Source organism: Streptomyces sp. URMC 127 (assembly GCF_051386535.1).
Classification (GTDB): Bacteria; Actinomycetota; Actinomycetes; order Streptomycetales; family Streptomycetaceae; genus Streptomyces.
The window spans coordinates 16022-28289 of record NZ_JBPQTW010000076.1 but is presented as its reverse complement, the minus strand read 5'-3'; the positions used below and the strand labels follow the sequence as shown (position 1 = coordinate 28289).

Annotated in this window: 10 protein-coding genes; 5 read left to right on the top strand and 5 right to left on the bottom strand. The window is 73.2% G+C overall.

Annotation, left to right across the window (positions count from 1 at the left end):
• Window positions 1-89: 89 nt before the first annotated feature.
• Window positions 90-1736, bottom strand: a complete 1647-nt coding sequence (locus ACSNOH_RS17525) for an MFS transporter (RefSeq protein WP_436722281.1) — start codon at window positions 1734-1736, stop codon at window positions 90-92.
• 174 nt (window positions 1737-1910) lie between these two features.
• Between ACSNOH_RS17525 and ACSNOH_RS17520 the strand changes: the two genes are divergently transcribed.
• Both ACSNOH_RS17520 and ACSNOH_RS17515 read left to right on the top strand, forming a co-directional pair.
• A complete protein-coding gene (locus ACSNOH_RS17520) occupies window positions 1911-3143 on the top strand; it encodes a glycosyltransferase family 39 protein (protein ID WP_436722280.1) in 1233 nt (410 codons plus the stop codon).
• A gap of 298 nt (window positions 3144-3441) precedes the next feature.
• Window positions 3442-4449 carry a phosphatase PAP2 family protein gene (locus ACSNOH_RS17515; protein WP_436722279.1) on the top strand — a complete coding sequence of 336 codons (1008 nt, stop codon included), beginning with the start codon at window positions 3442-3444 and terminating at the stop codon, window positions 4447-4449.
• A gap of 151 nt (window positions 4450-4600) precedes the next feature.
• Here the strand turns inward: ACSNOH_RS17515 and ACSNOH_RS17510 are convergent, their stop codons facing one another.
• On the bottom strand, window positions 4601-4816 hold the full coding sequence (locus ACSNOH_RS17510) for an I78 family peptidase inhibitor (RefSeq protein ID WP_436722278.1): 216 nt from the start codon (window positions 4814-4816) through the stop codon (window positions 4601-4603).
• A gap of 453 nt (window positions 4817-5269) precedes the next feature.
• Between ACSNOH_RS17510 and ctaD the strand changes: the two genes are divergently transcribed.
• Entirely contained in the window at window positions 5270-6955 is a 1686-nt protein-coding gene (ctaD, locus tag ACSNOH_RS17505) for an aa3-type cytochrome oxidase subunit I (protein WP_436722277.1), read from the top strand.
• 58 nt (window positions 6956-7013) lie between these two features.
• Here the strand turns inward: ctaD and ACSNOH_RS17500 are convergent, their stop codons facing one another.
• Complete coding sequence (locus ACSNOH_RS17500; protein ID WP_436722276.1) at window positions 7014-7985, bottom strand: hypothetical protein; 972 nt, start codon at window positions 7983-7985, stop codon at window positions 7014-7016.
• Window positions 7982-9232, bottom strand: coding sequence for a glycosyltransferase family 4 protein (locus ACSNOH_RS17495; RefSeq protein ID WP_436722275.1), 1251 nt, complete (start codon window positions 9230-9232; stop codon window positions 7982-7984). Before ACSNOH_RS17495 ends, ACSNOH_RS17500 begins: the two co-directional genes overlap by 4 nt.
• Window positions 9233-9428: 196 nt before the next feature.
• On the opposite strand from ACSNOH_RS17495, the gene ACSNOH_RS17490 reads away from it, so the two are divergent.
• A complete protein-coding gene (locus tag ACSNOH_RS17490; protein ID WP_436722285.1) occupies window positions 9429-10244 on the top strand; it encodes a hypothetical protein in 816 nt (271 codons plus the stop codon).
• A 152-nt stretch (window positions 10245-10396) separates the two neighbouring features.
• Window positions 10397-10723, top strand: a complete 327-nt coding sequence (locus ACSNOH_RS17485) for a hypothetical protein (RefSeq protein ID WP_436722274.1) — start codon at window positions 10397-10399, stop codon at window positions 10721-10723.
• A 48-nt stretch (window positions 10724-10771) separates the two neighbouring features.
• On the opposite strand, the gene der is transcribed toward ACSNOH_RS17485, so the two are convergent.
• Entirely contained in the window at window positions 10772-12229 is a 1458-nt protein-coding gene (der, locus tag ACSNOH_RS17480) for a ribosome biogenesis GTPase Der (RefSeq protein WP_436722273.1), read from the bottom strand.
• Window positions 12230-12268 lie beyond the last annotated feature (39 nt).

Here is a 12268-nt window from a genome sequence, read left to right as displayed (position 1 = left end):
CCCCCAGGGGCCGGGGGCTTGCCCCCGGGAAACGGTGAAAGGGTGGGGCCGGGGCATTTTCTTCCGCCGCGACGGCGCGCAACCGTCCTCTACGCCACCGGCGGTGCCGAACCCTCCTCGGCCACCGCCGCCGGGACAACCGCCCCGCACTCCATCGCCCGCGGCAACCGCAGCGCCGCCACCGCCCCCACCAGCAGCAACCCCGCGCTCAGCGCCAGCGTCACGTGCAGGCCGTGCACGAACGCGTCCCGCGCCGCGACCCGCAGGGCGGACCCCGCCGGTCCCCCCAGCCGGGAGGCGACCTCGTACGCCTCGCCGAGGGAGTGGCTCGCGGAGGCGCCGGCCGCGCTCGGGACGCCGGGGACGGAAGCGACGCCCGGGGCGTAGGCGGCGTTCATGACGCTGCCCAGCAAGGCGATGCCGATGCCCGCGCCGAGCTGGTAGGAGGTCTCGCCGATCGCCGCGGCGCCGCCCGCGCACTCCACGGGCGCCTCGCTGAGCATCGACTCGTACGCGCCGAAGAGCGTGGTCTCCAGCCCGAAGCCGAGGAGCACGAAGCAGCCGACGAGCACACCGGGCCGGTCGTGCAGGCCCATCGCGGTCAGCGAGGCGACGGCCGCCGCGGTCAGCACGAAGCCGAGGGCGACCATCGTGCGGGGGCCGAGCCGCTGGAGCATGCGCGAGCCGGCGAGCCCGGCGGCCATCGCGGCGAGCGTGAGCGGCAGCAGCCGCAGCCCGGTCTCCAGCGGGGTGAGCCCGAGGACGAGCTGGAGGTACTGCGCGGCGATCAGCTCCAGCCCGACGAGCGCGAGCATGGCGAGCACGATGCAGCCGACGGACGTCCCGAAGGCGGGCCGGGAGAACATCCGCAGGTCGACGAGCGGGTGGGCCCGCCGCCGCTGCCGGCGGACGAAGAGGACGAGCAGGGCCGCCCCGACGGCGCCGGGGACGATCGTGCCGAGGGAGAGCATGTCGCCGGTGCCGGCCCGCTTCACGCCGAGGACGAGCCCGAACAGCCCGAACGCGGCCATCAGCGCACCGGTCACGTCCCACGGCCCGTCGCGGGGGCCGGTCGACTCGGGCAGCAGCCGGCGGCCGACGGGCAGGGCCGCCGCCATCAGCGGGATGTTGATGAGGAAGACCGATCCCCACCAGAAGTGTTCGAGGAGGAAGCCGCCGAGGAGCGGGCCGACCGCGGCGCCCACCGCGGCGACCGCGCTCCACACGCCGACAGCGAGGGCCCGCTCGCGCCGGTCGGGGAAGACCTGGCGGAGGACCGACAGCGTCGCCGGCATGATCATCGCGCCGCCGGCGCCGAGCAGTGCGCGGGCCCCGATGAGCACTTCCGGGGTGGGGGCGAAGGCCGCGAGCGCGGAGGCGGCGCCGAAGATCCCGTAGCCGAGCAGCAGCACCCGGCGGCGGCCGACGCGGTCGCCGAGCGTGCCGAAGAGGATGAGCAGTGAGGCGCACACGAGCGGGTAGACGTCGACGATCCACAGCAGCTGGATCGCTCCGGGCCGCAGGTCCTCGGTGACGGCGGGGACGGCGACGTGCAGGACGGTCGCGTCGACGGCGACGAGGAGCAGGCTGACGCAGAGGACGACGAGGACGGTCCAGCGGCTCGCCCCGGCTCCGGCGCCGGGCCCGGACGGCGGCCGCAGCCGCTGTCCGCTCCGGTACCGCTGCCGGGGGACGCCGTCAGCCCGCGGCGGGCCGGCCGTGGTCGTCCCGGACATTCACACCTCCGTGTCGTGCGCTCGCGGCCGCCCGCCGGCCCCGGGGACTGGGGACGTGCGGCGTCGTCGGCGAGTGACTCGACAGCGTACGCGAGTCCCGGGCACGGATCCGTGTGCACCGTCACCGTCCGGGCCGATCGTGGAGGCGCTCCGGGCATGCTGGACAATTGATCGGTGACTGATCTTGTTTCTCCCGCCGGAACGGGCGCCGGGGCGGACCGCCCCCGGGCCGCCCTCCGGGCGCGTGGCGCGCTGCGCCGGGCGCTGCCCGCCCTGCTGGTCCACGCGGGGGTGCGGGCGCTGGGGATCGCGGTCCTGGCGGTGTGGGGGTACTGCGCGGGCAAGAGCCCGCACCAGCTGCTCTCGGCGCGCTGGGACTCCCTCTGGTACGCGCGCATCGCCGCGGACGGCTACGGCTACACCCTCCGCCTTCCGGGCGGCAAGGTCCATGCGGACCTGGCGTTCTTCCCGTTGCTGCCGTGGCTGGAGCGGGGCCTGTCGGCGGTCTTCCCGCTGTCGGCGGGAGACGCGGGCCTGGTGGTCAGTGCGGTGTCCTCGCTGCTGGCCGCGTGGGCGGTCTTCCTGATCGGGGAGCGGCTGTACGGGCGCCGGGCGGGTGTGGCCCTGGTGGCGCTGTGGTCGGCGCTGCCGGTCGGCATCGTGCAGTCGATGGCGTATTCGGAGTCGCTGTTCACGGCGCTGGCGGCGTGGAGCCTGTACGCGGTGCTGACGGGCCGCTGGGTGTGGGCGGGGGCGTTCGCGGCGCTGGCCGGGCTGACGCGCCCGGTGGGTGCGGCGGTGGTGCTCGCCGTGTGGCTCGGGGTCCTGACAGCGCTGCGGCGCGGGAAAGAAGGGGAGCCGCGGCGCGGGAAAGAGGGGGAGCTTCGGCGCGGGGAGGGGGGCGAGCGGCCGGCCCTGCCGCGGATGCTGGCGGGCGCCGCGCTCGCGCCGTTGGGCTGGCTCGCCTATTTCGCGTGGGTGGGCGTGCGGACGGGCAGCCCGACGGGCTATCTGGACGTGCAGGGCGGCTGGGGCAATGGCTTCGACGGCGGGCTGGCCTTCGGCTCCTTCATCGCGCAGCGGCTCTCGGGACCGGCGTTCCCCGCGGGGCTGGGGCTGCTGGTGGGGGTGGGCCTGGTGCTGTGGCTGTACGCGGTGTGCGTGCGGCAGCGCCAGCCGCTGCCGCTGCTCGGGTACGCGGGGGCCGTGCTGCTGCTGGCGCTGACGGCGAAGGGCTACTTCGGCTCGAAGCCGCGCCTGATGATGCCGGCGTTCCCGCTGCTGCTGCCGCTCGCGGTGGCCGCCGCGCGGGCACGGCCGGTGCGGGCGGGACTGACGGTGAGCACGGTGGTGCTGGTGTCGGCGGTGTACGGGGCGTTCTGGCTGCACGGCTCCGGGCCCCCGTGATCGTGTACCGTCTCCGGGCCCTCTGATCGTTTTGCGGTGATCGTCCGCGGCGCCTTCCGGGGCCCGCGGAAAACGCCGCGGAACGCCCCGGCCAATCCCCGATAAACGGCGGCGCGGAATACACAGGAAATCGGCTCCGGCGGACGGCCGGAGCGCTTGCCGAATTTCCGGTGCCGGGGTTGTCTCCGGGAATCGAATGTGGCGCATGTCATGGCTGAGACGCATTCCACATCACATCGTCATCACAAACAGGCCCGATCGGCCGAAGCTTCCTGTCACTCAATGTAACGTCGATTGAGTGCGTACCAACGACGAGCTCGTCCAAGCGGAGGAGCGCCCGACCGAGCCCGTGCGGCCGCGGATGACCCGGACCCGCCTGGGGATCTTCGTGGCGACCTCCGTGGTGTACCTGGCGATCGTGGTCGGCGTGCTCACCACGTCCTGGCCGGTGCGGTTCGACTGGCAGGTCATGCTCTTCCGGCCGTACAAGCAGTGGCCGGAGATCCACACCTTCCTCGACTACTTCGTGGTGCTGGGCCAGCGCGGCCCGACCGCCGTCGCGGTGGCCGCCTGGCTCGGCTGGCGCACCTACAAGCAGGGGACGCTGCGCCCGCTGCTGGTCCTCGGCACGTCGCTGCTGCTGCTCAACGCGACCGTGGGCGCGGCGAAGATCGGCATGGGCCGGCTCGGTCCGCACTACGCCACCTCGATCGGCTCGAACGAGATGTTCGCGGGCGGCGACATATTTCCCTCCGGGCACACCGCCAACGCCGTGGTGACCTGGGGCGTGCTGGCCTATCTGGCGACCACGCCGCGCACCCGCCGGGTGGCCTCGGTGATCGCCGCGCTCCTCGCCCTGGGCGTCGGCATGACGACGGTCTACCTCGGTACGCACTGGATGAGCGACGTGACCCTCGGCTGGACCGCGGGCCTGCTGGTGCTGCTCGCCCTGCCCTGGTTCGAGGCGCCGATGGCCCGGGCCGAGGTGTGGCTGCTGGCGCTGTGGCGCCGGGTGCGCGAGCGCGGTGCGCTGGTGCCCGTCCCCGTGGCCCCGGTGGCCGTGGCCGCCCCGCGCGCCCCGGCCGACGACGAGCAGCCGGCCCGCGAGCCGGTGGGCGTCGGGAGCCGTACGGCGGGCGTCCGCGCGGGCGAGGGCCGGCCGTACCTGCCGGCCAGGCCGCACACGGCGCGCTCGGAGCGCACCCCGGTCACCCCGACCGGCAGCCGGCGCCCGCCGAACCCCGACCGGGCACCGCGCAGCCCGCTGGGCCCGGCCACGGGCCGCGGCCGGACGGTCGGCGGCTGACGCCCGCGGGCTCACGCGCACGAACGACGGCGGCCCCGGAACCCCTTCGCGGAGGTTCCGGGGCCGCCGTCGTCCGGTCGACCGCCGTCGTCCAGTCGGCCGCCGTCGTCCGGTCAGCCGCCGTTGTCCGGCCGTCCGTTGCCGGCCGTGGTCATCCCTTCCAGCAGCGCCTCACGACGCCGCCCTCGGCCTCGAAGTTCACCCGGCCCGCCAGGTACTCCATGGTGACGATCGTGCCCGGCGCGAGGGTGCGCACGGTGGTCCAGCCGCGGGCGCGGGCCCGCTCGGCCGCGGCGGCGGTGCCGAGGCCCACGTAGGCGGTGAGGTCGTCGTCGGGGTCGGCGGGGAGGTTCGGTAGAGGTGCCATGCCCGTCACCGTAGGCGGCTCCGGCCGCCGGGCGGAAGCGGAGGGCCCGGTCGCCGGCGGGCGGGCCGCGGCACGCGGCCATGCCCCCGCCGTCCCCCGGCGGTCACACTTCTGTCACAGAGAACCCGTAGTGGTTTGCCGTGGAATCTTTCACTCCCACGGGGATTACGGCCCGGGACGGGGCGTCTTCACAAAGCGTGGGCGGGAAATGCACGCCTCCTTTTCCGAACCCCCGCCGAATACACCCCGGACGAGGGCCCGAATGAGCACAAGAGGGACCGGGCGGATATTGCGGTTCCTTGTTCACGGTCATAGGAATGCTGCGGTCCGGAAGCATCCGGAATAAGCAATTCCGAATCAGAGGCACCCTCGCGCGCCGGGCGCGGGGCGAGCATCATGGCGTGAGCCCGCAAGCCCGTCGAGGTGCACGACCGAGCGATCGAGGGAGCGCAGATGGGGACGGACACCGCGCAGGCGACCACCGGCCCGGTGCGGGAGCGCCGGCCGGGCCGGCTCGTCATCAGCTGGCTCACGACCACCGACCACAAGATCATCGGCCATCTCTACCTGATCACCTCGTTCGCCTTCTTCCTGGCCGGCGGCCTGCTGGCGATGCTGATGCGCGCCGAGCTGGCCCGGCCGGGCCTGCAGCTGATGACCAACGAGTCGTTCAACGAGGCCTTCACGGCCCACGGCACGATCATGCTGCTGCTCTTCGCGACCCCGGCCTTCGCCGGCTTCGCCAACGCGATCATGCCGCTGCAGATCGGCGCCCCGGACGTGGCCTTCCCGCGGCTCAACATGTTCGCGTACTGGCTGTACCTCTTCGGCGGCCTGATCGTGGTGGCGAGCCTGCTGATGCCGCAGGGCGGCGCCACCTTCGGCTGGACCGGCTACGCCCCGCTGAACAGCATGGTCCGCTCCCCCGGCATCGGCACCGACATGTGGATCATGGGGCTGGCGCTCTCCGGCTTCGGCACCATCCTCGGCGCGGTCAACTTCCTGACCACCATCATCGGGATGCGCGCCCCCGGGATGACGATGTTCCGGATGCCCGTCTTCACCTGGAACGTGCTCTTCACGTCGATCCTGATCCTGCTCGCCTTCCCCGTCCTGGCGGCGTCGCTGCTGGTGCTGGAGGCGGACCGGCGGTTCTCCTCGCTGGTCTTCGACTCGGCGAGCGGCGGGGCGCTGCTGTGGCAGCACCTGTTCTGGTTCTTCGGCCACCCCGAGGTCTACATCATCGCCCTGCCGTTCTTCGGCATCATCAGCGAGGTCATCCCGGTCTTCTCCCGGAAGCCGATCTTCGGCTATCTGACGCTGATCGGCGCCACCATGGCGATCACCGCCCTGTCCGTGGTGGTCTGGGCGCACCACATGTTCGCCACCGGGGCGGTGCTGCTGCCCTTCTTCTCCTTCATGTCGTTCCTCATCGCGGTGCCGACCGGCGTGAAGTTCTTCAACTGGATCGGCACCATGCTGCGCGGCTCGCTGTCGTTCGAGGCGCCGATGCTGTGGGCCGTCGGCTTCCTGGTGAGCTTCCTCTTCGGCGGCCTGACCGGGGTGATCCTCGCCTCGCCGCCGCTGGACTTCCACGTGACGGACACCTACTTCGTCGTGGCGCACTTCCACTACGTGGTGTTCGGGACGGTGGTGTTCGCGACGTTCGCGGGCTTCTACTTCTGGTGGCCGAAGCTCACGGGCAAGATGCTGGAGGAGCGGCTGGCGAAGGTCCACTTCTGGACGCTGTTCCTGGGCTTCCACCTGACCTTCCTGGTCCAGCACTGGCTGGGCGCCCAGGGCATGCCCCGCCGCTACTCCGACTACCTCGCGGCCGACGGCTTCACGGCCCTCAACACCGTGTCCACGATCGGGGCCTTCCTGCTGGGCCTGTCCAACCTGCCGTTCTTCTACAACGTCTGGAAGACCGCCAGGTACGGCAAGAAGGTCGAGGTCGACGACCCGTGGGGCTACGGCCGCTCGCTGGAGTGGGCGACGTCCTGCCCGCCGCCCCGGCACAACTTCACAGCCCTCCCCCGGATCCGCTCCGAGTCGCCCGCCTTCGACCTGCACCACCCGGAGGTGGCCCGGGCCGCCGCCCCGCAGACGGCGGAAGCGCCCGGGGCGGCCGCTCCCTGACCGTCGTTAGGACCGTCGTGAGCGGAGCCCGGGCCGGGGCGGGCGGGCTCGCTGCGGGTCAGCCCGTCACGGGCGGGCGCTCCTCGATCCGGACCGCCAGGTCGTTGTCGCCGGTGTAGTACGGGCCGGCCTGGGCGGGCGCGTACTCCGCGTCGACGGGCAGCGCGGGGTAGGCGAAGATCTGCTGCTTGTCGACCACGTCGTCGAGGAGGCGGGCGAGCCGGGCGGGCGCGGAGCCGTCCGCCGGGCACAGCCACAGGTCCCACACGTCCAGCCCGCCCCGCCACTCGGCGGCCAGCGGGGCGTAGTCCAGGGTGAAGGAGAAGTCCTGGCCGTCCTCGGCGGAGTCCTCGTCCGCCCGATTCTCCTGGTTCACCGGAGCCGTGACGACCAGGCCGGGCGCGCGGCGGCAGCGGGCCTCCACGACGGCGCCCGCGAGCCAGGCGGCCGGGTCCGCGACGCGGTAGAGGCGGCCGTGGGCGGTCAGCCCCGAGGCGTCCGGGTGGAGGTCGCCGGCCTCGGCGTGCGGGGCGCGCAGCCAGCTGCGCAGCGAGAGGTTGCCGTGCTTGGTCGCGTACGGGATGCGGACCGCGAGCGGCGAGGTGCTGGGCCCGGGTCTGCGGTCGACCAGCGATCTGAGGTCGGCGAGGCCGGGGACGAGGCGGCGGGGCTCCGCGTCGGCGAAGGCCGCGTAGACGTCCCAGCGGCCTTCGGGGAGCGCGACGGTGCTGGGCAGCACGGCGCGCAGCCGTCCCTCGCCGTCGGGCGCGAGCGGCAGGCGGACCTCCTCGGACTCGTCGTCACCGCGGCGGCGCAGGACCAGCGCGGCGGTCCAGTGGCCCGGTTCGCCGGCGCCGGGGCCGGAAGCGGGGGCGTCGAGGTCGAAGGTGAGCCCGCCCGCGGAGTCCGCGATGCAGTCGGCGCGCGGCGGTGCCGGAGCAGACACGATGGTGCTCTCCTCGGGGGTGGTGGGGCCGCCGGATCCGGCGGGGTTCGCGGGCACGGAGGGTTCGGGGTGCTCGGGGGTCATGCGGCACGCACCCGGCGCAGGGCGGAGCGGCTCGCGTCCGAGGTCTTGAAGGCGCTGCTGAGCAGGGCGCCGCGGGTGCGGTGCAGCGAGCCGCGCAGGCCGCCGCGGGCCGTCAGGTCGGCGAAGAGCCGCTCGTAGCGGCCGGCGACCTCCGCCGGGTCGAAGCGGGCGGAGCTCGCGAGCGCCGCCCGGCCCATGCGCTGCCGCAGCTCGTCGTCGTTGATCAGCTTCAGCAGCCCGGCGGCGATCTTGTCGACCTTGCCGACCGGCACCAGCAGGCCGTCGACGCCGTTGTCGATGATCTCGCCGGGGCCGTGCGGGCAGTCGGTGGAGACCACCGGCAGGCCGCAGCGCATCGCCTCGACGATCGTCATGCCGAACGACTCCAGGCTGGAGGTGACGGCACCGATGGAGCCCTTGACCCACTCGGGGTCCAGGGGGTTGGCGGGTCCCATGAGGAAGACGTGGTTGTACAGGCCGCGCTTGTCGATGAGGGCGCGCAGCTTGGCGCGCTCGGCGCCCGCCCCGTAGATCCGCAGCTTCCAGTCGGGGCGCTCGGCCACGACCTTCTCGAAGGCGCGGATCAGCACGTCGTAGCGCTTGCCGGGGGCGAGCCGGCCGGCGGCGACCACCCACTTGCCGGTGCCGTCGGCGGGGGCCACGGCCGGGGCGGGGATGCTGTTCGGCACGGCCTCGACCCGCACGCCGGGCAGCCGCATCAGCTTGCGGTAGGTCGCGGCGTCCGCCTCGGTCACGGTGGTGACGGCGTCCAGCCGCGGGTAGTGCGTGCGCAGCGTCAGCTTGAGCGGCTGGGAGTGGGTGCTCAGCGTCAGGTGCTCCTGGCCGACCCGGGCCGGGCCGCGGCGGGCCTGCTGGGCGATGTGGACGTTGAGGCCGGGGCGGGTGCCCACGACCACGTCGCAGTCCAGGGTGCGCAGGTGCTCGGCGATCCGCCGGTCGGTCAGGGCGCTGTACTGCTTGTAGCGGCCCTCGGTGGCGGGGAAGACGGCGGCGGGGCGCTCGTACTCCGGGTCGTCCCCCTCGTAGCCGGGCGTGCCCTTGCGCAGGTCGACGAGGTGGCGCAGGCGCACCTTGCCGCCGGGCGAGAAGACCGGCTCCTCGCGGTGGCGGAAGACGGAGACGATCTCCACGTCGTGCTGCTCGGCGAGGGTGCTCGCGAGGTTGAACGTGGTCCGGATCGTCCCGCCGATGCCGTACGCGTTGTGAATCAGGAATGAGATGTGCATTCGTCCCCAGCCGTGTGCCGCGGACGTTCCTTCCAGCCCGCCTACCCAGAGATTAGACCGTGCCGTAGCGCGTGAGGTTGGCCCTGATCACCAACTCGTTACGCGTGACCCCTGCCACGGATCGCCCGTTGTGCTCTTACGAACCGGGAACCCCCGTGTGATACGCACCGATATCTAGGAGCCACCCGTGCCGCGCATGCTCGACGTCAGTGACGACGTCCGCGCCGAGATCGGCGACGAAGAGGCCGAACGACTGCTGGGCGGCGACACCGCCCCGGGCAGCTACGACTGCACGTCCTGCCGCACACCGGGCGACACGGACCGGGAGCGGACCAGCACCGTGCTCTTCGTCGGCGAGGAGACGGCCGTGCTCGCCTTCGCGCACGCCGCCTGCATCCCCTCCCAGGTCGTCACGGTCTCCGAGGAACAGCTGCAGGGCGCCGTGCGCTCCATCCAGGGCGAGGGCGAGCAGGCCGGGGCGCCCCGGCTGCCGGCGCCCGCCGCCATGCCCACGCTGGAGGCCGCGCCCGACGGGCCCGTACAGGCCGAGCTGGGCGTCACCAGCGGCCTGGTGCTGATCAAGGGCGACCTGCACCCGGCGCTCGTCGTCGAGCCCCTCGGCCCGATCGCCCGCCCGGGGACCACCGGTCCGGTCGACGTCTTCCTGCCGCTGCTGATCGAGCAGGGCTTCGCGCCCGTCGCCACCGTGGAGCAGGTGCCGCCGCCCACCCCGGGCTGGTCCGTACTGCTGGCCATGGGACAGCTGCACGCGATCCTCATGCCGGGCGTCGCGGGCGCCCAGCCCAGCGCGTGGTGGCAGGCCCACCAGGCGATGCAGGTGGCCCCCGAGTGGCGCTCGGCGGTCAACAAGACCAAGCGGGTGCTGGTCTTCGCCGCGCCCGTCGGCACGATCGGCGCGCAGCCGCGGGAGGACCTGCTGCGCGAGGCCCTGGACCGGGCGGCGGCGGCCGGCCGGCTCGTCGCGGCGTCCATGCCGCTCGCGGGTATGTGACGAGCGCCGTGCACCCCGTGCACCCCGCCGGGCACGGCACGGCGGCCCATTACGGGCCGGGCCCGCATCCCCCGGGCCACGGACTCGTTGGCTCGTATGTGCACTCATACGAGCCTGCCCCGCGGATTCCGTACCCGAACCACATCCCCGGTATGCGCCCACCCCGCGACACCACCCCGCAGAGCCATCCCGTGTCGGTCACCCCGATCTACGATGCGCTCTACTCCGAGTACCGCCGCTCGTTCCGGGCCCTCCCCTTCGACCGCTCCGGCGAGGAGGACCTGAGGTTCGTGGGCTTCGGTCCGCAGCTCGGCCACGGCCAGTACGGCGGGCAGCAGGGCTACGCCGGCCAGCTGGGCTACCACGTCCCGTCGGGCTACCCCGCCGCGTGGGACACGCACTACGGGCGGGAGCGCGGCGGGCACGTGCCCGCCGCGCTGCCGCCCGCACCACGTGACGGCCGCATGCGCGGCTACTAGACGTGTCGTGGGGGTGTCCGGGCCGACCCGGACACCCCCACAGCCCGCTTACTTCTTCTTGCCGCGCTTCTCGCGCACCCGTACGGAGATGTGGATCGGCGTCCCCTCGAAGCCGAACTCCTCGCGCAGGCGGCGCTCCACGAAGCGGCGGTAGCCGGCCTCAATGAAGCCCGAGGCGAAGAGGACGAACCGCGGCGGCTTCGTGCCCGCCTGCGTGCCGAAGAGGATGCGCGGCTGCTTGCCGCCGCGGATCGGGTGCGGGTGGGCCGCGACGAGCTCGCCGAGGAAGGCGTTCAGCCGCCCGGTCGGCACGCGCGTCTCCCAGCCCGCCAGCGCCGTCTCGATCGCCGGGACCAGCTTCTCCATGTGCCGGCCGGTGCGCGCCGAGACGTTGACCCGCGGGGCCCAGGAGATCTGCTGGAGCTCGGTCTCGATCTCCCGCTCCAGGTAGTAGCGGCGCTCCTCGTCGAGCGTGTCCCACTTGTTGTACGCGATGACGATCGCGCGGCCCGCCTCGACGGCCATGGTGATGATCCGCTGGTCCTGGACGGAGATGGTCTCGCTCGCGTCGATCAGGATCACCGCGACCTCGGCCTTCTCGACCGCGGCGGCGGTGCGCAGGGAGGCGTAGTAGTCCGCGCCCTCCTGGAGGTGGACGCGCTTGCGGATGCCCGCGGTGTCCACGAACTTCCAGGTCACCCCGCCGAGCTCGATCAGCTCGTCGACCGGGTCGCGGGTGGTGCCGGCCAGCTCGTTGACGACGACGCGCTCCTCGCCGGCCACCTTGTTGAGCAGGGAGGACTTGCCGACGTTCGGGCGGCCGATCAGGGCGATGCGGCGCGGGCCGCCGACCGTGGTGCCGAAGCGCTGGGCCGGGGCCTCGGGCAGGGCCTTGAGGACCTCGTCCAGCATGTCGCCCGTGCCGCGGCCGTGCAGCGCGGAGACCGGCATCGGCTCGCCGAGGCCCAGCGACCACAGCATGGCGGCGTCGGCCTCGCCGGAGGGGCCGTCGACCTTGTTGGCGCACAGCACGACGGGCTTGCCGGCCCGGCGCAGCAGCTTGACGACGGCCTCGTCGGTGTCGGTGGCGCCGACGGTGGCGTCCACGACGAAGACGACCGCGTCGGCGGCCTCGATGGCGTACTCGGCCTGGGCGGCGACGGAGGCGTCGATGCCGAGGACGTCCTGCTCCCAGCCGCCGGTGTCGACGACCTTGAAGCGGCGGCCGGCCCACTCGGCCTCGTAGGTGACGCGGTCGCGGGTGACGCCCGGGCGGTCCTCGACGACCGCCTCGCGGCGGCCGATGATGCGGTTCACGAGCGTCGACTTGCCGACGTTCGGGCGGCCGACGACGGCGAGCACCGGCAGCGGGCCGTGGCCGGCCTCGCCGAGGGCGCCCTCGATCTCCTCGGCCTCGAAGCCCTCCTGCGCCGCGAGCTCCATGAACTCCGCGTACTCGGCGTCGCCAAGCTCACCGTGCTCGTCGCCGTGGATCTGGTCGTTCATGAAGTCCGTTCCTCGTTCGTATGGTCGGCGGACCCGCGG

What these genes read in the sequence shown, in the direction of transcription:
- ACSNOH_RS17500 (WP_436722276.1), bottom strand. Translation starts at nt 7,985, where the DNA reads ATGACCCCCGAGCACCCCGAACCCTCCGTGCCCGCGAACCCCGCCGGA.
- ACSNOH_RS17485 (WP_436722274.1), top strand. Translation starts at nt 10,397, where the DNA reads ATGCGCCCACCCCGCGACACCACCCCGCAGAGCCATCCCGTGTCGGTC.
- ACSNOH_RS17490 (WP_436722285.1), top strand. Translation starts at nt 9,429, where the DNA reads ATGCTCGACGTCAGTGACGACGTCCGCGCCGAGATCGGCGACGAAGAG.
- der (WP_436722273.1), bottom strand. Translation starts at nt 12,229, where the DNA reads ATGAACGACCAGATCCACGGCGACGAGCACGGTGAGCTTGGCGACGCC.
- ACSNOH_RS17510 (WP_436722278.1), bottom strand. Translation starts at nt 4,816, where the DNA reads ATGGCACCTCTACCGAACCTCCCCGCCGACCCCGACGACGACCTCACC.
- ACSNOH_RS17525 (WP_436722281.1), bottom strand. Translation starts at nt 1,736, where the DNA reads ATGTCCGGGACGACCACGGCCGGCCCGCCGCGGGCTGACGGCGTCCCC.
- ctaD (WP_436722277.1), top strand. Translation starts at nt 5,270, where the DNA reads ATGGGGACGGACACCGCGCAGGCGACCACCGGCCCGGTGCGGGAGCGC.
- ACSNOH_RS17495 (WP_436722275.1), bottom strand. Translation starts at nt 9,232, where the DNA reads ATGCACATCTCATTCCTGATTCACAACGCGTACGGCATCGGCGGGACG.